Below are 20,511 nucleotides of genomic sequence, written 5' to 3'. Positions count from 1 at the left end.
GGTTAACTGAATGGGTTCACCCCTCGTCCACCGGGAAGCGTGTGACATCGGACCCACCGGCCGCCGCGAGCAGTCGCTCGCCGGCGGCGCGGACCTCGGCGCGCAGCTCCGCCGGGCGCTCCACCACCACCTCGGCACCCAGACCCAGCAGCAGGCCCGGCAGCCAGTCCAGCTGCTCGGCCCGCAGCCGGATCCGCGACCAGCCCGGCCGGGACGGCAGCTCCCGGACGGTCGCCAGGCCGGCGGGCAGCCGCGCGAGCAGATCGGCGGCCGGCAGCCGGGCCAGCACCCGGACGTCGTACCGCCACGGGGTGGCGGCCAGCGCTTCGAGCACCGCCGCCACCGGGTCGGCGTCGTCCGGGGGGTCGAACGTCCCGTCCTGCAACGACACCCGGTCGATCCGGTCGACCCGGAAGGTGCGTTGCTCGTCGAGGTCCGGGTCGACGCCGGTGACGTACCAGTGGCCGCGATGTGCCACCAGGCCGTGCGGGTGCAAGGTGCGGTCGGTCGCGCTGCCGTCCCGGCGGGTGTGCCGGATCCGCACCGGCCGCCGGTCGTGCGTCGCCCCGGCCAGACGCAGCAGCACCTCGGTGCCCACCTCCGGCGCCGCCGCAGCGGCGGTGTCGTGCGCGACCAGCAGCAGCGCGTCCAGCCGGGCTGCGGTCCGGGCCGGCAGCACCCGGCGGATCTTCGCCTCGGTCGCCGTAGCCACCTCGCCGACCGTCGCCGGGAAGGTGCCGGAGCGACGGCCGGCCCGGAGCCCGAGCAGCACGGCCAGTGCCTCGTCGTCGGTCAGCATCAGCGGCGGTATCCGGAATCCGGGCGCCAGGTGGTATCCGCCGTACCGGCCGCGCACCGTGACCACCGGCACCTCCAGGTCGAGCAGGTGCGTGACGTACCGGCGCACCGTCCGGTCGTCGACCCCCAGCCGTTCCGCCAGCTCGGCGACGGTGTGCGTCCGGCCGCCCTGCAGGATCTCCAGCAGGGCCAGGACGCGGGCGGTCGGCCGGGGCACCGGAACATTCTGCGCCGATACCGGGCGGGAAGTGTCCTGTATCGCTCGTAGCGTCGGTGACGAGCCCGGCCGGAGCGGCCGGGAACCAGGACACCGGAGGAGTCATCATGGCCATCACCAGGATCAGTTCGATCCGCATCATCACCGACGACCTGCCGCGGCTGGCCGGCTTCTACGAGACCGTCACCGAGCTGCCGGCGACCTGGGCCACCCCGGACTTCGCCGAGATCAGCACACCCACCTTCGTTCTCGCGATGGGCAGCACCAGCACCGTGGCCCTGTTCGGCGAGGGGTCGGCGCAGGCCGCCGACAACCACAGCGTCATCGTCGAGTTCCTCGTCGACGACGTGGACGCCGAGTTCGCCCGGCTGGCCGCGACCGGTGCGCCGGTGGTGCAGCCGCCGACCGACATGCCCTGGGGCAACCGGTCCCTGCTGATCCGCGATCCGGACGGCAGCCTGGTCAACCTGTTCACCCCGGTGACCGAGCAGGCGGTCGCGAAATGGGGCCTACGCTGACCAGGTGCAGGACGAACGGCAACCGCTCGAGGTCGAACGGACCCGCGAGTTGCTGGCACAGGCCGGGATCGACCGGAGGGTCGCACTCACCCACGCGCTGCGGACCGGGTCGACGAACGCCGACCTCGCCGCGCCCACCGGCAGCGCGGCCGCCGCACACACACCGTTCACCGTGCTCACCACCGAGGAGCAGGTGGCCGGCCGCGGCCGGTCCGGCCGCACCTGGAGCTGTCCGCCCGGGGCCGGGCTGATGTTCTCCGTGCGCGCCGACCGGGGCCGAATCCCGGCCGAGCGGATCGGCTGGATCGGCGCCGTACTCGGGCTGGCGATCCTGGACGCGGTCCGCCCGCTGCTGCCCGATCTCCGGCCGGTGACGCTCAAGTGGCCCAACGACGTCCTGGTCGGGCCGCGCAAGCTGGCCGGCATCCTGGCCGAGATGGGGCCGGCCGGGGTGGTGGTCGGATCCGGCATCAACATCTCGCTGCGCACCGACGAACTGCCGCGGGACGACGCGACCTCGCTGCGGCTGGCCGGTGCCGGCCCGGTCGACCGGGCGGCGCTGCTCGCCGCGATCCTCGGCTCCTTCGTCGCCCGGTTCGACCGGTGGGAGGCGGCCGGCGGGGACGTCGACGCCGCCGGCGTCCGTGGCGACTACCGCGCCGTGTGCAGCACTCTCGGGACCGACGTGCGGGTGCAGCTGCCCGGTGGCAGCTCGGTGACCGGCCAGGCGGAGGACGTCGACCCGGACGGCGGGATCGTTCTCCGGACCCCCGACGGCGCCCACACCACCTACCGCGCCGGTGACGTGGTGCACCTGCGCCCGGCCGATACCCTGCCGGGGTGAGCAGTCCCCAGCCCCCGGACCCGCTGCCGGCCCTCGCCGGGATCGATCGTCGGATCCGCGTCGCCGCGGAGGCGTCCGGCCGCGCTGCCGCCGACGTCCGACTGCTGATCGCGACGAAAACCGTTCCGGCCCAGCGGATCCTGCCCGTGCTGGCGGCGGGCTACCGGCTGATCGGGGAGAACCGGGTGCAGGAGGTCACCGAGAAGGCGGACGAGCTGGCCGCCGTCCCGCACGAGTTGCACTTCATCGGGCACCTGCAGCGCAACAAGATCAACCAGCTGCTGCCGCACATCAGCTGCCTGCAGACCCTGGACTCGGCCGACCTGGCCGCAGCGCTGCACTCCCGGCTCGACGGCGACCGCACCCTCGACGTGCTGCTGCAGGTCAACGTGTCCGGGGAGGCGAGCAAGTCCGGTATCGCGCCGGAGCAGATCCCGGACCTGCTGCAGGCGCTCACCACGTACCCGAAGCTGGTGGTGCGCGGCTACATGACGATCGGGCTCAACTCGGCCGACGCCGCCGCCGTGCAGGCCGGTTACCGGACCCTCGTCGACTGGCGGGACCGGGCACAGCAGCAGGGGATGCCCGGCGCCGAGCACGCGGTCGAGCTGTCGATGGGCATGAGCGGGGACTACGAGTCGGCCATCGCCTGCGGCGCCACCGTCGTCCGGCTGGGGTCCTCGGTCTTCGGCGCCCGCGCGAACAGCCCGGAAAGTGTGGTTCGCGAGGGTCCGCCCCGGTAGCGTTCCGTTCGGACCAACCGACGGATCGTGACAGGGGCACCCGATGGCCTATCCCGACAACCTGCTCTCCCGTGGCGAGAGCGTTGTCCTGAGCAAGCGCCCGCACTGGAAGATGCTGGTCCTGCCGATCATCTTCTTCATCGTGATCGTCGGTGGCGGCTTCACCCTGGCCGCGGTGCTCCGCAACTGGGAGTACCACACCATCGCCTGGATCGTGATCGGCGTGCTCGGCCTGCTGCTGCTGATCTGGCTGGTGGTGGTGCCCTTCCTGCGGTGGCGCACCGAGCACTTCGTGATCACGAACTACCACGTGTTCTTCCGGTCCGGCATCCTGCACCGCCGCGAGCACCAGATCCCGCTCGGCCACATCCAGAACATGGAGACCTCGGTGTCGTTCTGGGGTCGGCTGCTCGGATTCGGCACCTTGATCGTCGAGTCGGCCGCGGACCAGCCGCTGGAGTTCGAGAACGTGGCGTCCCTGCCCAAGGTGCAGTCCGTGCTCAACCAGCTGATCATGGACGACAAGCAGGCCCACCGCGGCGGTCCGCAGCAGGGTGGGTACCCGACCGGGCCGACGCCGGCCCAGGGCTGAAACCCCGGCGCCCTGACCCAGCGCCCCGGAACCACCACGGCTGCGCCTGGCGCAACGGCGCGCGCATGTCTCAACGATGGCTCTTCCCCTCAGGTAGTGGTACGTAATACGCTACGTAGTACCTGAGCTCGAGGAGAGTATGTGCCGACCACGGATCCGCGGTCGCCGGACTGGTCTTCCGTCCGCACCGTCGACTACCACACGGCCGGAGAACCCTTCCGGATCGTCGAACACCCACCCGTCCCGCTGCCCGGCACCGACGTGCCCGACCGGCGCGAACGGGCGCTGGCCGACCCCGACGTCGAGTTCCTGCGGCAGTTCCTCTGCTACGAACCGCGCGGCCACGCCGACATGTACGGCGGATTCGTCGTGCCGGCGAACGAGGTCGGCCCCGGTGAGGAGCCGGCGCACTTCGGCGTGCTGTTCTGGCACAAGGACGGCTTCTCCACCGCGTGCGGTCACGGCACCATCGCCCTCGGGGTGTGGGCGGTCGACACCGGCCGGGTCGCGGCGCCGGAGGACGGCTCCGTCGACGTCCTGATCGACGTGCCCTCGGGGCGGGTCCGCGCCACCGTGCACCGCAGCGGCGGGCTGACCACCGGTGTCGACTTCGTCAACGTGCCCAGCCGCGTCGTCGCCCGCGACCTGAAGGTCGAGACCTCGCGCGGGATGGTCGATGTCACGCTGACGTTCGGCGGAGCGCTCTACGCGTCGGTGCGGGCCGGCGACCTCGGTCTGCGCGTGTCGCCGGACGACGTCACCGCGCTCATCGAGGTGGGCCGCGAGATCAAGTGGGCCGCGAACGAGCTGCCGGAGGCGGTGCATCCCACCGACGACCGGCTCAGCGGTGTCTACGGCACCATCCTGCACGAGGACCTGGGCACCGATCCGGACGGGAACCCGGTGCAGCGCAACGTCACCGTGTTCGCCGATGGCGAGGTCGACCGCTCGCCGTGCGGGTCCGGGTCCTGTGCCCGGGCCGCGGTGCTGGTGCAGGACGGCGTGCTGACCCCGGGTCGCACGCTGCGGCACCGGTCGATCGTGGACTCGCAGTTCGACGTCTCCGTGCGGGACACGATCGACGGCCCGTTCGGGCCGGAGGTGGTGGTCGCGGTCACCGGCCACGCCCACCGGACCGGGGTGCACGAGTTCGTGCTGGACCGGACCGACGCCATCGCACCGGGTTTCGTGCTCCGATGAGCAGCCACCTCGCCCTGCCCGTGCAGGCCGGCCTGCCGCACATCACCGCCGACGAGGTCTTCGCGACCGTCGCCCCGCGGGAGGCGGTCGCCATGCTGCAGACCGCCCTGCGCGACGGGCTGCAGCCCACGGACGACCCGGACCGCGGCCTGGTCGAGTTCCGGTCCGGCCAGCTGCTGCTGATGCCGACCGAGTTCGGCGACCGTGCCGGGGTCAAGCTGGCGCTGGTCGCGCCCGGCAACGCGGGCCGCGGACTGGACCTGATCCAGGGCGTCTACGTGCTGCTCGACGCCGACACGTTCGTCCCGCTGGCCACCATGGACGGGCCGGCGCTGACCGCGCTGCGCACCCCGGCGGTCACCGTCGCCGCGCTGGAACCCCTGCTGGCGCAGCAGGACTCGCCGCTGCAGGTGGCCATCGTCGGCCGCGGTCTGCAGGGCCGCGGGCACGCGGTCTGCCTGGCCGACACGCTGGCCGGCGTCCGCCCGATCGCCTCGGTGGCCTTCCTCGGCCGGCGGGACCACGACGGCGGGACACGGCTCGACGAGGGCCTGGACGCCGGCACCGCGGTCACCGCGCCGCGCCTCGGCACGCCGGAGGGCGACCGGGCGTTGGCGGCCGCCGACCTGGTCATCTGTGCGACCACGGCGACCTCGCCGGTCTTCGACTCCGCGCTGCTGCGGGACGACGTCGTCGCCGCGGCGATGGGATCGCACGAGCCGCGCAAGCGGGAGCTGGACGGCGCGTTGTTCGCCCGCGCCCACGTGGTGGTCGAGGACCCGGCGACGGCGCTGCGGGAGGCGGGCGACGTGATCCAGGCCGTGGAGGAGGGTTGCCTCGACCCGGCCCGGCTGGTCACCATGGCCGACGTGGTCACCGGGCGCGCACAGCTGAGCCGCGACCGGCCCGTCGTCTTCAAGGGCACGGGCATGTCCTGGCAGGATCTCGTGGTGGGGGATGCAGTGCATCGCCGCTGGTTGCAGGGGCGCGCCGCGGACGCGGCCGCAGGGTGACGGCTGGAGGAACGATGACCGGAGCGGAGGCGCTCGACGGGGTGTCGCTGGTGCGACTCGGCCGGACGAGCCTGCGCGACCAGGCGCTGAGCGTGCTGCGGCAGCGACTGGTCACCGGGGAGCTGCGCCCCGGGACGATCTACTCGGTGACGGTGCTGGCCAACGAGCTCGGGGTGTCCAACAGCCCGGTCCGCGAGGCCATGCTGGAGCTGCAGAACCAGGGCCTGGTGGAGGCGGTGCGCAACCGCGGCTTCGTGGTGGTGAACCTCAGCCGGCAGGAGCGCGAGGACGTGCTCGAGGTCCGGATGATGCTCGAGGTGCCCGCCATGTCCCGGCTGGCCGGGCGGCCCGAGCTGCTCGCCGCCTACGACCGGTACAGCGAGATCGCCCAGGAGATCCTGGATTCCGCCCGCGAGGGTGACGTCCTGGCCTTCCTGGACGCCGACCGACGCTTCCACCTGGGCCTGCTCGGCCTGCTCGGAAACCACCAGCTGGTGGACGTGGTCGGGCTGCTCCGCGACCGCACCCGGCTGTTCGGCGCGGCCGGCGACATCCTCCGCTCCGCGGAGGAGCACCTGGACCTGCTCCGCGCACTCAAGCGCGGTGACGCCGGCACCACCACCGCCGTGATGACCGCCCACCTGCACCACGTGCTGGGGGAGTGGAGCGGCGACCAGCCGCAGGACTGAGCGGCGGCCCACCCACCGCCGCTGACCTGCGCTGACCGGCCCCGAACCCGCGCTGCCTGACCGTCCGTGAGCGGAGCGCGGCGGTCCGTCACCGTCCGTGCTCCGAGATCCTTTGCCGTGGCAAAATTCTCGCTGCAACTGGATCGGTCCAGAGTGTTTCCGATCGGTAAATCTCCCCGTCACCGCTTGATGCGTGATCGGTGATGGGTAATGCTCTACCCACTACCTCCCTCGGGAGGTGTTCAGCCCCGCCGGGCAACCGGTCCGACGGACCGCACATCGGATGGCCTGCGACCCAGGTCCACCGCGAAGGGAGACACAGGCGTGAGCAGTTCGCCTCGCCACGGGGGCCACCGGCTGGCCGTCGACGTCGGTGGCACGTTCATCGACTACATCCTGCTCGACGAGGCCGACGGTTCCGTCGTCATCGACAAGCAGCCGGCCACCGCGACCGCCCTGGTCGACGAGTTCGTCCGCGGCCTGGAGCGGCTGCCGGTGCAGACCTCCGAGCTGTCGATGTTCATCCACGGCACCACCGTCGCGCTGAACACCCTGGTGCAGGAGCGCGGTGCGAAGACCGGCCTGCTCACCACCGCCGGGTTCCGCGACGTGCTGGAGCTGGGCCGGGCCGGTCGCCCGGACATCTACGACCTGCGCTACCAGCCGGCCCCGCCGCTGGTGCCGCGCTACCTGCGCCGCGAGGTCACCGAGCGGGTCGCCGCCGACGGCACCGTGCTCACCGAGCTCGATCTGGCCGGGGTGCGCTCCGAGATGGAGTTCCTCGTCGCCCACGGCATCGAGTCCGTCGCGATCTGCCTGCTGCACTCCTACGCCAACACCGCGCACGAGGCCGCGATCGCCGAGCTGGTCCGGGCCGAGTACCCGCAGCTGTCGGTCACCGTCTCCAGCGAGCTGGTCCGCGAGTGGCGCGAGTACGAGCGCACCTCGACCTCGGTCATCAACGCCTACACCCAGCCGCTCTTCGGCGCCTACGCGAAGACCATCGACACCCGGGTCCGCGAGAAGGGCTACGAGCACGGCATCGCGTTCATGCGCTCCAACGGCGGCGTCATGACCATCGCCGCGGCCGGCGGCCGCCCGGTGGAGACCCTGGGCTCGGGCCCGTCCGGCGGCGTCATCGGCGCGCACGCGCTGTCCGACCGCACCGGCTACCGCAACATCGTCTGCGCCGACGTCGGCGGCACCACCTACGACGTCGCGCTCATCCAGGACGGCGAGATCGTCGAGCGGTCCAACACCGACATCGCCGGCCGCCCGGTCATGGGCTCGGTCATCGACATCGTCTCGGTCGGTGCCGGCGGCGGCTCCATCGCCGTCATCGACGCCATCTCGGGCAGCCTGCGGGTCGGCCCGGAGTCGGCCGGTGCCTCGCCCGGGCCGGCCGCGTTCGGCAACGGCGGCGAGCTGCCGACCGTCACCGACGCGCAGGTCGTGCTCGGCCTGCTCGATCCGGACCGCTTCCTCGGCGGCCGGATGAAGCTGGACCGCGCCAAGGCGGAGACCGCGATCGCCAAGCACCTCGGCGAGGACCGCGACCTGGTCCACCTGGCCGGTGGCATCCTGACCATCGCGCAGACCAACATGGCCAACGCCATCCGGGTCATCACCACCGAGCGCGGGCTGGACCCGCGCGAGTTCGCGATGCTCTCCTTCGGCGGCGGTGGCGGACTGTTCGCCGCCGGTGTGGCCGAGGAACTGGGTGTCACCACCGTGCTGGTGCCGCAGGCCGCGGCGGGCTTCTCCGCCTGGGGCATGCTCACCGCCGACTACCGCGAGGACGCCACCCTGACCTCGGTGGTGGACGTGGCCACCGAATCGCTGCCGGTCATCCGGGAGAGCTTCGCCAAGCTCGCCGAGGAGGCCCAGGACGCTCTGGCCGCCTACGGTTTCGAGCGCGACGCGCTGCAGGTCGCCTACTCGGCCGACGTCCGCTTCCTGGGCCAGGACCACACCATCACCACCCCGGTCGACCCGGCCTGGCTGACCGGATCCGGCGATGACCTCGTCGCCGGGCTGCCGATCGCCTTCGCCGGCCGGCACAAGCAGCGCTACGGCCACGGCGAGGCCGGCGCGCCGGTGCAGATCGTCACCGCACGCTGCCGCGCCGTCGCCCCGGTCACCAGCCCGAAGACCGTCGGGAAGTTCGCCGACGGCGCCGCGACACCGGTGTCCACCCGCCCGATCTGGTTCCCGGCCACCGGCTGGGTCGAGGAGGTGCCGGTGTACGAGCGCACCGAGATGTCCGCGACGGACCGGCTCGCCGGCCCGTGTGTCGTCGACGAGTGGACCACCACCGTCATCGTCCCGCCGACCTGGACCGCGGCCCTGGACGAGTTCGGCAACCTGGTCCTGACCCGGACGGAGGCCTGACCATGACCGCAGTTTCCGAGAAGCCCGACACCGCCACCGGTTCCGACGGCATCGACCCCTCGATCGACATCATCAAGGCCGAGATCACCCGCAACGCCCTGCAGTCCGCCGCGGTGGAGATGAACACCACCCTGGTGCGCAGCGCCTACAACCCGCTGATCTTCGACGTCAAGGACTTCGGCGTCGGCGTGATGGGCGCGAACGGCGACCTGTGGGCGGACGCACCCGGCCTGCCGGTGTTCACCGGCGTGCTGCCGGCCTCGGTGAAGTCCGGCCTGCAGTGGTGGGGCCGGGACCGCATCCACGACGGCGACGTCTTCGTGGTGAACAGCCCGTACCTCAACGGCACCCACATCTCCGACACCGCCGTGTACATGCCGGTGTTCTTCGAGGGCGAGCTGGTGGCCTTCACCGGCAGCATGGCCCACTGGGCCGACGTCTCCGGCATGAGCCCGGGCGGCTGGACGGTGAATTCCACCGAGATCTACCAGGAGGGCATCGCCTTCACCCACCAGCGGCTGATGATCCGGGGCGAGGAGAACCCGGACATGTTCGACCTCATCGAGAACAACATGCGGGTCCCGCATGTCGTCATGGGCGACCTGCGCGCGCAGATCGCCACCGCCCGGACCGGCGCGGAGCGGGTCGTCGCGCTGTGCCGCCGCTACGGCGCCGCCGAGGTCACCACGCTGATGGAGTACGTCATCGCCAACACCGAGCGCGCGCTGCGCCGGGAGCTGGCCGCGATGCCGGACACCACCATGAAGTCGGCGTTCACCTTCGACTTCAGCGGTGTCGACCGCGACGAGGTGCCCGAGGTGCACGTCACCACCACGGTGAAGGGCGACCGGGTCCAGGTCAGCTTCGAGGGCACCACCAAGCAGTCCTCCGGCCCGATCAACGCCGGTGCCGAGGCCACCAAGGCCACCATCGCCGAGGTGCTCAAGGGCGTCCTCGACCCGCTGGGCACCGCGAACCAGGCCCACCTGGAGCTCGCCGACATCGTCTGGCCGGACCGGCCGACCATGGTCAACCCGGCCAAGCCGGCCCCGTGCGACTCCTACGGCTACCTGATGACCGGTGTCATCGAGACCATGCAGCTGGCCTTCGCCGACGTCGCCCCGCAGCGGGTGCGCGCCGGTGGCTACCAGATGGTCTCGACCTACGTCATGTCCACCACCGGTGACACCGAGAGCGCCTACGTCTTCGCGGAGCCGGTGCAGGGCGGGCACGGTGCCTTCCCGGGCAAGGACGGCGCCTGCATGATGTTCGTGACCGACGGGGACTGCTCGAACACCCCGGTCGAGGTGCTGGAGATGCGGTTCCCGGTGCGCTGCAACCAGTTCTCGCTGCGCACCGAGGCCTCCGGCGCCGGTCAGTTCCGCGGCGGCGCGGGCGTGTTCCGCGACATGCACGTGCTGCAGGCCGATTCCATGGTCAAGACCGCGTCCGAGAGCTCCAAGGACCCGATCTCCCGCGGCGTCCGCGGCGGTGTCACCGCCAAGCCCACCCACGTGGAGCTCATCCACCCGGACGGCACTGTCGAGAAGGTCGCGGAGCGCATCGTCGACCGGCCGGTGCCGGTCGGCTCGGTGCTCCGGCAGGCCACCGGTGGTGGCGGCGGTTACGGCAACCCGGTGGACCGGGACCCGCAGCGGGTGGCCGACGACGTCCGCGACGAGCGGGTCACCCTGGCCGACGCCTCGGAGATCTACAAGGTCGTGCTGACCGCCGGGTCGCTGCCCGGCATCTGGGACGTCGACCTGGCCGCGACCACCGCGCTGCGCGCGGCGGTCTGAGCCACCTGCACCAGCCAGCCAGTTCCCAGAGAAACCTTTCACCAGAACCGTTTTCCAGGAGGACATGCATGAGCTCCACCTTCCGGCGGCTCGGAGTGCCGGCGATCGCCGGCCTGGCGCTGCTCGCCTCGGCGTGCACCGCCACCGCCCCGACCACCCAGACCTCGGCCGGCGGTGCCACCGGCAGTGGGTCGTCGTCCGCGGCGGCCGGCCCGGTCACCACCGACGTGGCCTTCTCGGTCGCCACCACCACCCTCGACCCGGCCTCCGGCTGCACGCTGGACGACGTCCGGCTGACCATGGGCCTGTACGTCCAGCTGATGCAGTACGGCGAGCGGACCGACGCGAACGGCGTCAAGGAGCAGGACCCGACCAAGGTCGAGCCCTACTTCGCGACCGACTACGAGGTCAGCGCGGACGGCCTGAGCTACACCTTCACCCTGCCGTCGGACTGGAAGTTCCCCAGCGGCGCCCCGATGGACGCCGAGGCGGTCAAGTACTCGATCGACCGGGTCAACTCCATCGCCGGCTGCGGCCAGGCCATCGTCAACGACCTGTACCTGGATCCGCTGCTGATCAAGGAGATCACCGTCGTCGACCCGACGACGGTGAAGTTCGACCTGAACTTCGTCGACGCCAACTTCCCGCTGGCGATGGCCACCCCGTCCGCCTCCATCGTCGACCCGACCCTGGTCGAGGCCAACGGCGGCGTCGTCGACGCCACGCCGAACGAGTGGATGGCCTCGCACGACGCCGGTTCCGGCCCGTTCCGGCTGGCCTCCTACGAGCCGGGCACCAAGGCCGTGCTGGAGAAGGACCCGAACTTCAAGGGTGAGGCGCCGGCCTCGGACGTCATCAACGTCAACTGGATCAAGTCCGACTCGGCCATGCTGCTGGAGCTGCAGAACGGCTCGCTGGACATCGTCCAGGGCCTGACCAAGAACTCGGCGGCCTCGCTGCAGGACACCGAGGGCTTCACCGTGGCGGCCAGCACGGCGACCGCGAACATGGGCTTCCTGATGCCGAACGACAAGGAGCCGTGGACCAACGAGAAGGTCCGCGAGGCCGTCACCTACGCGATCCCGTACGAGGACATCCTGAACAACGTCCTCAAGGGCTACGGCCAGCTGTACTACGGCCCGGTCCCGCCGACCATGCCGGGCTACGACGCCGCCGACTCGACGCCGCGCACCTACGACGTGGAGAAGGCCAAGGCGCTGATGGCCGAGGCCGGGGTCACCACCCCGATCACGGTCACCCTGGACACCATCTCCGGTGACGCCACCCAGGCCTCCATCGCCACCATCCTGCAGTCCGCGCTCGGCGAGCTGGGCATCGAGGTCACGGTCAACCCGCTGTCCGAGAGTGCCTGGGGCGACCAGGTCTACGGCCTGAAGACCCAGGCCGCCCTCCGCCTGGACGGCCCGGCGATCTTCAGCGCCGGCTACTACCTGTCCTATGACGAGGCCTGCGGGATCTCCTTCAACACCGGTGTCATCTGCGTCCCGGGCAACGACGTGCTGCTCAAGGAGGTCCGCGCGGCCAAGGACGACGCCGAGCGTGACGCCGCCCTGGCCCAGCTGACCAAGAACTGGGTGGCCGACTCGCCCAAGGCGATCCTCTACCTGGACGCCACCGCGGTGGTCATGAAGACCGGCACCGAGTACCTGTGGAACCAGTACACCGACATGCGGACCTGGAAGGCAGCTGCGTGACGGTGGCAGCACAGCACTGGTTCGTCGGCGGGCACGTCTTCGACGGCACCGGCGCGGCCCGCCTGCGGGCGGACGTGCTGGTGACCGACGGCCGGATCACCGCCGTCGAACCGGTGGACCCCTCGTCGCGGCCGGCCGACCGGGCCGGCCGCGACGGGGCCCGGGTGACCGACGTCTCCGGCAGCACACTCCTGCCGGGGTTCATCGACGCCCACGCGCACGTCGGCATCCTGCGGCTGCACGGCCAGGCGGCACTGCCGCCGGCCGTGCAGGCCGCGACGATCTTCGCCATCCTGAAATCCTCGCTGCGCCAGGGCTTCACCACCCTGCGCGATCTCGGCGGGGTGGACGGCGGCCTGGTGCAGGCCATCACCGACGGGCTGGTGCCCGGTCCGCGGCTGCTGCCCAGCGGCCAGATCCTGTCCCAGACCGGCGGTCACGGCGACATGCGCGGCCACTACTCGGACGAGGCCGCGAACCCGGGGACCGGCGCCACCGGCCTGGCCCTGGCCATGCGGCTGGTCGACGGGGTCGACGAGATGCGCAAGGCGGCCCGCGACCAGTTCCGGCGCGGCGCCACCCAGCTCAAGGTCTTCGCCACCGGCGGCCTGCTCTCGCACGGCGACCCGGTGGACTGCCCGCAGCTCTCGGTCGACGAGATCCGGGCCGCCGTCGAGATCGCCGAGGACCGCAACAGCTACGTCACCGCCCACGCGCACACCCCGCGCGGCCTGCTGCGCGCCGTGCGCGCCGGGGCGAGGTGCATCGAGCACGCCAGCCACATCGACGCCGAGACCCTCGAGGCCATCGTGGAGAACGACGTCGCGGTGATCGGCACACTGACCATGCAGGAACTGCTGCGGGTCGACCCGGAGACCTGGGGCCTGGATGCCTCCCGCCGCGAGGAGGCCGCCCGGCTGCGGGATCTCACCGTGCAGTCGATGACCATGCTGCGCGAGGCGGGCGTCCGGGTGGGCGGCGGCGCCGATCTGGTCGGCGAGACCCAGGACCTGCGGGCCTGGGAACCGGCCCTGCACGCCCGGCTCTTCGGCGGCAGCGCCGGCATCCAGACCGTCACCCGGGTCAATGCGGAGATCCTGGGCATCGACGCGGAGGTCGGCACCATCGAGCCGGGCAAGGTCGCCGATCTGGTGGCCTGGGGAGGCGACCCGGTGACGTACCCCGAACTGCTGAAGGACAATGCGCCGACCCTGGTGGTGCTCGGCGGCAGGACCGTCGCCGGGCCGGGGTCCGGCGAGGAGGAGGCACTCGGATGAGCCGGAAGCGTGCGGGCGGGTCCGCGGGATCGTCGGTCCAGTTGCGGGTGGCCCTGGGGCTGCTGCTGGTGATCGTCGCGATGGCGGTGGCCGGCCTGTTCCTGGAGGACCAGGCGAACAAGGTCAACGTCGCCTCCGTGCTGCTGCCGCCCGGCGCCGACCACTGGTTCGGCACCGACAACCAGGGCCGGGACGTGTTCGCCCGGGTCGCCTTCGGCACCTCGATCGCGCTGGGGTCCGGCCTGTCGGTGATCGCGATCGGCGGCGGGCTGGGCCTGGCCATCGCGCTGGTCTGCGGGCTCGGGCCGCGCTGGCTGGACACCACGGTGATGCGGCTGCTGGACGCGATCATGGCCTTCCCCGCGTTCCTGCTCGCACTCGCCATCACCATGGCCTTCGGCACCGGCCTGGTCACCGCGCTGATCGGCATCACCATCACGGTGATCCCGGTGTTCGCCCGGACGCTGCGGGCCGAGGCCCGCCGGGCCACCACCGAACCGTTCGTCGAGGCCGCCCGCACCATCGGGCTGTCCACCCCGCGGATCGCGGTCAAGCACGTGGTCCCGTACCTGAACACCACCTTCTCGGTGCAGCTGGCCGCCAACTTCGGCAACGTCATCCTGATCCTGTCCGGCCTCAGCTTCATCGGCATGGGCGCGCAGCCGCCGACCCCGGAGTGGGGCGCGATGATCACCGACGGCCTGCAGAACGCCCTCACCGGTCAGTGGTGGATCGGCGTGTTCCCCGGGATCGCGCTGCTGGTCACCGTTGTCGCGGTGAACCTGCTCTCCGACAGCCTGCCCGACCTGCGCGCCCGCCGCGCCGCCCGCAAGGCCCGCCGCCGCAGCGGGCCTGCCGGCACCGGGTCGACGGGCGTGACCACAGGACCTTCCGGCCCGGCCGGAACCGCTGCACCGGGAGACGCCTCCGCCGAGGTCCCGGCCGCCGCCGCAGTACCCGCCGCCGCACTCGTCAAGGAGGGGTGATCCCCCATGTCGGCCCGACCGATCCGCACCGTCCTGGGCGTCCTGCAGACGCTGATCCTGGCCTCCGTGGTCTCCTTCGTCGTGCTCCGCGCGGTGCCCGGTGACCCGGCCCGGTTGATCGCCGGCTCGCTGGCCACCGAGGACACGCTCACCGCGATCCGTTCGCAGCTGGGCCTGGACCAGCCGCTGATCTCCCAGTACTTCAAGTACGTCGGCGATTTCGTGACGCTGAACTGGGGCTACAGCTACAGCAACGGCGCCCAGGTCACCGAGGTGATGGCCAACCGGCTGCCCGCCACCATGGAGCTGGCCCTGTGGGCGTTCATCTTCGCGGTGATCGGCGCACTGGTCCTGGCCACGCTGTCCAGCTACCGCAAGGGCATCTTCGCCGGCGTCTCCAAGATCCTGTCGCTGATCGGCCTGGGCACCCCGCAGTTCTGGGTCGCCCTGGTGCTGATCCTGGTGTTCTCCTCCGGCCTGGGGATCCTGCCGGGCGCCTCCGGCCGGCTCACCTCGTTCCTGCAGCCGCCGCCGAAGATCACCGGGCTCTACAGCATCGACGCGCTGCTGTCCGGGCAGTTCGTGGTGTTCTCCGACGCGATGGCGCACCTGCTGCTGCCCGCGCTCTGCCTGGCGATCATCCCGGCCTCGTTCCTGGTCCGGCTGATCACCGCGAACCAGAACGACGTGGCCAAGGCCGCTTTCGTCACCGTGGTGCGCAGCAAGGGCGTCACCCGCTGGCAGACGCACCGGCGGCACGTGCTGCACAACGCGCTGCTGCCGGCCATCTCGTCCGCCGGGATGATCCTGGCGACGATGATCACCGGCTCGGTGCTGGTGGAGCAGGTGTTCAACTGGCCGGGCATCGGCCAGGTGCTGGTGCAGGGCATCCAGCGGCAGGACTTCGCCGTGGTGCAGGCCTTCGTGCTGCTGTCCGCAGTCCTGTATGTGGTGACGAACTCGATCGCGGACGGGGTGATGTCGTTGGTGGATCCGCGGCTCCGGGTGGGTGGCGGGCGATGAGCGCGCTGCTGGAGAAGACGGCGACCGGGACGGCGGCGCTGGAGGTCTCGGACCTGCACGCCGGGTACGGCGGGGTGGGCATCGTGCGCGGGGTGGATCTCGTGGTGCGGCCGGGCGAGAAGGTCGGCGTGGTCGGCGAATCCGGCTCCGGGAAGTCGACGCTGGCGCTGGCCCTGATGGGGCTGATGGCCGCCGGTGGCCGGGTGACCGGTGGGTCCGTGCACCTGCTGGGCAACCAGGTCGACTACGACGACGAGAAGGCGATGAACCGGCTTCGCGGGTCGGAGATGTCGCTGGTCTTCCAGGACCCGCTGACCTCGCTGGACCCGGTGAAGTCGATCGGTGCGCAGATCGGCGAGGCGCTCAAGCAGCACCACCCGAAGATGTCGCGCGCGCAGGTACGGGAGCGGTCGATCGAACTGCTGGCCGGGGTCGGCGTGCCCGACCCGGCGAGCCGGCTGAAGCAGTACCCGCACCAGTACTCCGGTGGCATGCGGCAGCGCGTGCTGATCGCCATCGCCATCGCGAACGACCCGGCGGTGCTGATCGCCGACGAGCCGACGACCGCCCTCGACGTCACCACCCAGGCCCAGGTCATGGACCTGCTCGACTCGCTGGTCGAGAAACTCGGCATCGCCGTTGTCCTGGTCACCCACGACATCGGCCTGGTGTCCGAGTTCTGCGACCGGGTGCTGGTGATGTACGCCGGCCGCATCGTCGAGGAGGTGCCCACCGACCTGATGTTCCCGGCCGCCGCGCACCCCTACACCGGCGCGCTGCTCGACTCGCTGCCGGTGCCGGGGGCGGTGAAGGACGGTGAGCTGTCCTGGATCCCGGGCGCACCGCCGGCGCTGACCGCGCTGCCGCCGGGTTGCTCGTTCGCCCCGCGCTGCACCTGGGCACAGCCGGAGTGCACCACCGGGCAACCGCCGCGGATCCCGCTGGAGACCGTGGGGCACGTCGCCGAGTGCCGCCGCGCCACCGAGGCGCAGACCGCCCGACTGGAGAGGTTGGCCTGAGATGGGCGAGACCCCCGCTGCAACAAGCACTGCAGCAACAAGCACCGCCGCTGCGACAAGCACTGCTGTCAAGGACCGGGAGCCGCTGCTCACGGTCCGGGAGCTGAGCCGGTCCTACGCCGCCGGTCGCGGCGCGTACCCGGTGCTGCACGAGCTGTCCTTCGAGGTGCACAAGGGCGAGACCCTGGGCGTGGTCGGCGAATCCGGCTGCGGCAAGTCGACGCTGGCCCGCTCGCTGCTCCGGTTGGGCACCGAACGCGGCCGCACCACCGGGACGATCGAGCTGGACGGCACCGAGCTGAGCGGGCTGTCCGGGCGCGCTCTGCGGCAGGCACGCAAGCGCATCCAGATGGTGTTCCAGGACCCGTTCGGGTCGCTGGACCCGCGGATGACGGTGCGCGACATCGTCGAGCAGCCGCTGGCCGTGCACGGGGTGCCGGCCGCCGAGCGCCGCCGGCAGGCGGAGGAGATCCTGTCCGACGTCGGGCTGACCGGGGAACTGCTCGAGCGCGTCCCCGGCGCGCTGTCCGGCGGCCAGCGGCAGCGGGTGGCGATCGCCCGGGCACTGGTGCTGCGGCCGGAGATCACCGTGCTGGACGAGCCGATCTCGGCGCTGGACGTCTCGGTGCAGGCGCAGGTGCTCACCCTGCTGCGCAAGGAGCAGCGCCGGCTGGACCTGACCTACCTGTTCATCGTCCACGACCTGGCCGCGGCCGAGTACTTCTGCGACCGGGTCATGGTGCTGTACCTGGGGGAGATCGTCGAGATCGCCTCCGCCGAGGATCTTTTCGCCCGACCGCAGCACCCGTACACCACGGCCCTGCTGTCCGCGGCGCCGGCGCCCCGCGGTGTGGTGAAGCGGGAGCGGATCGTGCTCGGCGGCGAGCCGCAGTCCCGGCGGCCGACCCAGGGGTGCGCTTTCGTCAGCCGTTGCCCGGTCGGCGCGGATCGGGCGATCTGCTCGACCGAGAAGCCCCTGCTGACCGCCGGTCCCGCCCAGGGCTCGGTGGAGCACCGGGTGGCCTGCCACTTCCCGGGCGAGCTGGCCGAGCGCTACCCGCTCATCGAGCCTGAGGCCGCGGCACCGGCAGCGCCGGCGTCCTCTTGACCACACCGTAGGCGAAACCGGTGCCGATGGAGGCGATCCCGGGCATCTGGTGCAGCGTGGACCGGACGAAGTCCTCGTAGTCCTCGAGGTCGGCGGCCACCACCCGCAGCAGGTAGTCGGCCTCGCCGGTCATCAGGAAGCACTCCTGGATCCGGTCCACCTGCTGCACCGCCTGCTCGAAGGCCTCGACGGCGGCGCGGTTGTGCTCGGACAGCCGGATCTGCACGAAGCAGGTGACCGGCAGTCCCCAGGCCCGCTGGTCGACCAGCGCGGTGTAGCCGGCGATGACGCCGTCCTCCTCCAGCCGGCGCACCCGGCGCAGGGTGGGGGAGGGTGACAGCCGGATCGCGTCGGCCAGGTCCTGGTTGCTCAGCCGGCCGTCCTGCTGGAGCAGCCGGACGATGTCGCGGTCGATGTCGTCCATGGCGTTAAGTGTGGCAGATCCTGCTCCTGATGTCGCGAACGACGGCAGAACTGGCAATCGGCTGCCATTGCAGCAGGTCTAGCGTTGCGCGGGTGAGCATGTTGTCGACGTTGGGACCGGTGCTGCCGGACCCGCTCTGGGCGATGGCCGGAGCATTGCGCGCCGATCGGCGCGATCCGCTGGACCTGGTCGTCGGGGTGTACCGGGACGAGACCGGGCGCACCCCGGTGATGCGGGCGGTCGCGGAGGCCGAGCAGCGGCTCGCCGCCCGCCGCCGGCCGCGCGGTTACGTCGGCCCGTCCGGGTCGGCACCGTTCCTGGCGGCCATGACCGATCTGCTGCTGGGGCCGGCCGCCGCCGCCGGAACCGTTGCGGTGCAGAGCGTTGCCGGGACCGGTGCGCTGCGGGTGCTGCTGGAGCTGGTCGCGCTGGCGTCGCCGTCGGCCACCGTCCACCTGGGGGAGCCGGGGTACGTCAACCACCGGCCGATCGCCGAGGCGGCCGGCCTGCGGGTGCAGGGCCACCCGTCCCTCACCCCCGACGGGCGGGCCGATGTGCCCGCCCTGCTGGAGGCCCTGCACCGGGCGCGGCCCGGCGACGTCGTGCTGCTGCAGGCGGCCTGTCACAACCCGACCGGCGCCGACCCGGACCCGGCCCAGTGGCGCGAGATCGCCGACGCGATGGCCGCTCTCGGTCTGGTACCGCTGGTCGATTCGGCCTATCACGGCTTCGGTGAGGGCATGGCGGCCGACCTGGCCGGGCTGCGCACCGTGGTCGCGGCGGCCGAGGTGGCGCTGGTGGCCGCCAGTTGCTCGAAGAATTTCGGGCTGTACGCCGAGCGCACCGGGATCGCTCTGGTGACCGGCGGTTCCGCCGCGCAGCGGGCGGTCGCCGGCGCCGCGCTGCAGCGGATCGCCCGGGCCTCGTACTCCCAGCCGCCGGACCACGGCGCGGCCGTGGTCACCGAGATCCTCGGCGACACGGCACTGCGCGCCGACCACACCGCCGAACTGGAGTCGATGCGACGCCGGATCATGAGTATCCGCCGGCAGCTCGCCGCGGCGGTCGGTCCGGGCCGGTGGCAGGTCGTCACCCGGCACCGCGGCATGTTCTCGGTCCTCCCGATGACGGAGTCGGAACGGCAGTGGCTGATGACAGAGGCAGCGGTGTACTGCGCACCCGGCGGCCGGATCAACGTGGCCGGGCTGCCGACCGGCCGGATCCCGCGGCTGGCCGCGGCGCTGACGGCGCTCGGATGAAGGGGCCGGCCGCGATGGCGGCCACGGTGGTGCTCTGGGCCGGATTCGCGCTCAGCATCCGCGGGATTGCCGGGTCCTCGCTGACCCCGGTCGATGTGGCGCTGCTGCGGTTCGGGCTGCCGGTGCTGGTGCTGCTGCCCGTGGTCCCGGCGGCGGTCCGCCGGATCCGCCGGGCGCCGCTGCCCGCGGCCGTCGCCATCGCCTGTGGCGCCGGGCTGCCGTACTTCCTCACCTCCGCCCTCGGTGGCCGGCTGACCAGTGCGACGCTGGTCGGGCTGGTCATCCCGGGCACCGTCCCGGTGTTCGTCACCGCGGCGGTGGCGCTGCGCCGCCGGGCGATGCCGTCGGCACCCCGCCTCGGCGCGCTCGCGCTGGTCGTCGCCGGGGTGACGGTGATCGCCGTCCCGGAGTTGCGGTCGGGGCCCGGGCTCGCCGTGCTGCTCGCCGCGTCGGCGTTCTGGGCCGCCTTCACCCTGGGATTGCGCCGGGCCGGCCTGCGACCGCTGGACACCGTGCTGCTGGTCTGCCTGCCGTCGTTGCCGGTCACCGTGCTGCTCGCGGTGCTGCGGCCGTCGGGGAGCGCCCTGCTCTCCAGCACCGCGGGACTGCCGGACGTGCTGGTGTTCACCGCTGTGCAGGGCATCGGGATCGGGCTGTGCGCGGGCCTGACCTACGCGGTGGCGGTGGCCCGGTTGGGGCCGCGGCCGGCTGCCGCCACCGGCGCGCTCACCCCGGTGTTGGTGGCAGCGATCGCCTTCCCGCTGTTCGGGGAGCGACCGACCCTGCCGCTGCTGGCCGGGGCGGTGCTGGTCGTCGCCGGCGTGATCGCCGCGAACACGGTGCCGGACCGGAGCAGGCCGGTGAACCGCCGTTCACCTACACTGGCCGGGTGACAG

19 protein-coding genes are annotated in these 20,511 nt (G+C 71.9%); 17 read left to right on the top strand and 2 right to left on the bottom strand.

From position 1 onward, the window contains the following. Positions 1 to 16: 16 nt before the first annotated feature. The gene (locus GIS00_RS09420) at positions 17 to 1,015 is read right to left on the bottom strand and encodes a helix-turn-helix transcriptional regulator (RefSeq protein ID WP_322097776.1); all 999 of its coding nucleotides are present in this window, start codon (positions 1,013 to 1,015) and stop codon (positions 17 to 19) included. A gap of 107 nt (positions 1,016 to 1,122) precedes the next feature. Here GIS00_RS09420 and GIS00_RS09415 point away from each other — a divergent pair, with 107 nt between their 5' ends. From GIS00_RS09415 to GIS00_RS09345, 15 genes are all read left to right on the top strand, one after another. Continuing rightward, on the top strand, positions 1,123 to 1,533 hold the full coding sequence (locus tag GIS00_RS09415; protein ID WP_154768174.1) for a VOC family protein: 411 nt from the start codon (positions 1,123 to 1,125) through the stop codon (positions 1,531 to 1,533). 4 nt (positions 1,534 to 1,537) lie between these two features. Continuing rightward, positions 1,538 to 2,377 carry a biotin--[acetyl-CoA-carboxylase] ligase gene (locus GIS00_RS09410; protein WP_154768173.1) on the top strand — a complete coding sequence of 280 codons (840 nt, stop codon included), beginning with the start codon at positions 1,538 to 1,540 and terminating at the stop codon, positions 2,375 to 2,377. Beyond that, positions 2,374 to 3,120, top strand: coding sequence for a YggS family pyridoxal phosphate-dependent enzyme (locus GIS00_RS09405; protein ID WP_322097775.1), 747 nt, complete (start codon positions 2,374 to 2,376; stop codon positions 3,118 to 3,120). Before GIS00_RS09410 ends, GIS00_RS09405 begins: the two co-directional genes overlap by 4 nt. A 43-nt stretch (positions 3,121 to 3,163) precedes the next feature. Continuing rightward, on the top strand, positions 3,164 to 3,712 hold the full coding sequence (locus GIS00_RS09400) for a PH domain-containing protein (protein WP_154768172.1): 549 nt from the start codon (positions 3,164 to 3,166) through the stop codon (positions 3,710 to 3,712). Positions 3,713 to 3,853: 141 nt separating this feature from the next. After that, on the top strand, positions 3,854 to 4,912 hold the full coding sequence (locus GIS00_RS09395) for a proline racemase family protein (RefSeq protein ID WP_322097774.1): 1,059 nt from the start codon (positions 3,854 to 3,856) through the stop codon (positions 4,910 to 4,912). Next, positions 4,909 to 5,925 (top strand): ornithine cyclodeaminase family protein, encoded by a 1,017-nt coding sequence (locus GIS00_RS09390; protein ID WP_154768171.1) that lies wholly within the window; start codon positions 4,909 to 4,911, stop codon positions 5,923 to 5,925. Before GIS00_RS09395 ends, GIS00_RS09390 begins: the two co-directional genes overlap by 4 nt. Before the next feature lie 14 nt (positions 5,926 to 5,939). Then, on the top strand, positions 5,940 to 6,614 hold the full coding sequence (locus tag GIS00_RS09385) for a GntR family transcriptional regulator (protein WP_154768170.1): 675 nt from the start codon (positions 5,940 to 5,942) through the stop codon (positions 6,612 to 6,614). A gap of 324 nt (positions 6,615 to 6,938) precedes the next feature. Beyond that, positions 6,939 to 9,005, top strand: coding sequence for a hydantoinase/oxoprolinase family protein (locus GIS00_RS09380; RefSeq protein ID WP_196073202.1), 2,067 nt, complete (start codon positions 6,939 to 6,941; stop codon positions 9,003 to 9,005). Between the two features lie 2 nt (positions 9,006 to 9,007). After that, positions 9,008 to 10,804, top strand: a complete 1,797-nt coding sequence (locus tag GIS00_RS09375; RefSeq protein WP_154768168.1) for a hydantoinase B/oxoprolinase family protein — start codon at positions 9,008 to 9,010, stop codon at positions 10,802 to 10,804. A gap of 68 nt (positions 10,805 to 10,872) precedes the next feature. Further along, positions 10,873 to 12,519 (top strand): ABC transporter substrate-binding protein, encoded by a 1,647-nt coding sequence (locus GIS00_RS09370; protein WP_154768167.1) that lies wholly within the window; start codon positions 10,873 to 10,875, stop codon positions 12,517 to 12,519. 2 nt (positions 12,520 to 12,521) lie between these two features. Continuing rightward, entirely contained in the window at positions 12,522 to 13,796 is a 1,275-nt protein-coding gene (locus GIS00_RS09365) for a metal-dependent hydrolase family protein (protein ID WP_322097773.1), read from the top strand. Further along, entirely contained in the window at positions 13,793 to 14,782 is a 990-nt protein-coding gene (locus tag GIS00_RS09360) for an ABC transporter permease (protein ID WP_154768165.1), read from the top strand. Before GIS00_RS09365 ends, GIS00_RS09360 begins: the two co-directional genes overlap by 4 nt. 6 nt (positions 14,783 to 14,788) lie before the next feature. Continuing rightward, the gene (locus GIS00_RS09355; RefSeq protein ID WP_154768164.1) at positions 14,789 to 15,805 is read left to right on the top strand and encodes an ABC transporter permease; all 1,017 of its coding nucleotides are present in this window, start codon (positions 14,789 to 14,791) and stop codon (positions 15,803 to 15,805) included. Continuing rightward, the gene (locus tag GIS00_RS09350) at positions 15,802 to 16,824 is read left to right on the top strand and encodes an ABC transporter ATP-binding protein (protein ID WP_154768163.1); all 1,023 of its coding nucleotides are present in this window, start codon (positions 15,802 to 15,804) and stop codon (positions 16,822 to 16,824) included. Before GIS00_RS09355 ends, GIS00_RS09350 begins: the two co-directional genes overlap by 4 nt. Position 16,825: 1 nt before the next feature. Further along, entirely contained in the window at positions 16,826 to 17,932 is a 1,107-nt protein-coding gene (locus GIS00_RS09345; RefSeq protein WP_154768162.1) for an ABC transporter ATP-binding protein, read from the top strand. On the opposite strand, the gene GIS00_RS09340 is transcribed toward GIS00_RS09345, so the two are convergent. Next, the gene (locus GIS00_RS09340; RefSeq protein ID WP_154768161.1) at positions 17,886 to 18,356 is read right to left on the bottom strand and encodes an Lrp/AsnC family transcriptional regulator; all 471 of its coding nucleotides are present in this window, start codon (positions 18,354 to 18,356) and stop codon (positions 17,886 to 17,888) included. The two genes, GIS00_RS09345 and GIS00_RS09340, sit on opposite strands and share 47 nt — an antisense overlap. Before the next feature lie 98 nt (positions 18,357 to 18,454). Between GIS00_RS09340 and GIS00_RS09335 the strand changes: the two genes are divergently transcribed. Next, a complete protein-coding gene (locus tag GIS00_RS09335; RefSeq protein ID WP_154768346.1) occupies positions 18,455 to 19,615 on the top strand; it encodes an aromatic amino acid transaminase in 1,161 nt (386 codons plus the stop codon). After that, entirely contained in the window at positions 19,612 to 20,508 is an 897-nt protein-coding gene (locus tag GIS00_RS09330) for a DMT family transporter (protein ID WP_154768160.1), read from the top strand. The genes GIS00_RS09335 and GIS00_RS09330 overlap by 4 nt, the downstream gene beginning before the upstream one ends. The last annotated feature ends 3 nt before the right edge of the window (positions 20,509 to 20,511 follow it).

Source organism: Nakamurella alba (assembly GCF_009707545.1).
Classification (GTDB): Bacteria; Actinomycetota; Actinomycetes; order Mycobacteriales; family Nakamurellaceae; genus Nakamurella; species Nakamurella alba.
Note: the sequence above shows the minus strand (reverse complement) of the source record. Positions and strands in the feature narration are given on the sequence as shown.

Coding starts and splice junctions, on each gene's coding strand:
- GIS00_RS09415 (WP_154768174.1), top strand. CDS start 1,123: ATGGCCATCACCAGGATCAGTTCGATCCGCATCATCACCGACGACCTG.
- GIS00_RS09400 (WP_154768172.1), top strand. CDS start 3,164: ATGGCCTATCCCGACAACCTGCTCTCCCGTGGCGAGAGCGTTGTCCTG.
- GIS00_RS09390 (WP_154768171.1), top strand. CDS start 4,909: ATGAGCAGCCACCTCGCCCTGCCCGTGCAGGCCGGCCTGCCGCACATC.
- GIS00_RS09385 (WP_154768170.1), top strand. CDS start 5,940: ATGACCGGAGCGGAGGCGCTCGACGGGGTGTCGCTGGTGCGACTCGGC.
- GIS00_RS09375 (WP_154768168.1), top strand. CDS start 9,008: ATGACCGCAGTTTCCGAGAAGCCCGACACCGCCACCGGTTCCGACGGC.
- GIS00_RS09370 (WP_154768167.1), top strand. CDS start 10,873: ATGAGCTCCACCTTCCGGCGGCTCGGAGTGCCGGCGATCGCCGGCCTG.
- GIS00_RS09360 (WP_154768165.1), top strand. CDS start 13,793: ATGAGCCGGAAGCGTGCGGGCGGGTCCGCGGGATCGTCGGTCCAGTTG.
- GIS00_RS09355 (WP_154768164.1), top strand. CDS start 14,789: ATGTCGGCCCGACCGATCCGCACCGTCCTGGGCGTCCTGCAGACGCTG.
- GIS00_RS09350 (WP_154768163.1), top strand. CDS start 15,802: ATGAGCGCGCTGCTGGAGAAGACGGCGACCGGGACGGCGGCGCTGGAG.
- GIS00_RS09345 (WP_154768162.1), top strand. CDS start 16,826: ATGGGCGAGACCCCCGCTGCAACAAGCACTGCAGCAACAAGCACCGCC.
- GIS00_RS09340 (WP_154768161.1), bottom strand. CDS start 18,356: ATGGACGACATCGACCGCGACATCGTCCGGCTGCTCCAGCAGGACGGC.
- GIS00_RS09335 (WP_154768346.1), top strand. CDS start 18,455: ATGTTGTCGACGTTGGGACCGGTGCTGCCGGACCCGCTCTGGGCGATG.
- GIS00_RS09330 (WP_154768160.1), top strand. CDS start 19,612: ATGAAGGGGCCGGCCGCGATGGCGGCCACGGTGGTGCTCTGGGCCGGA.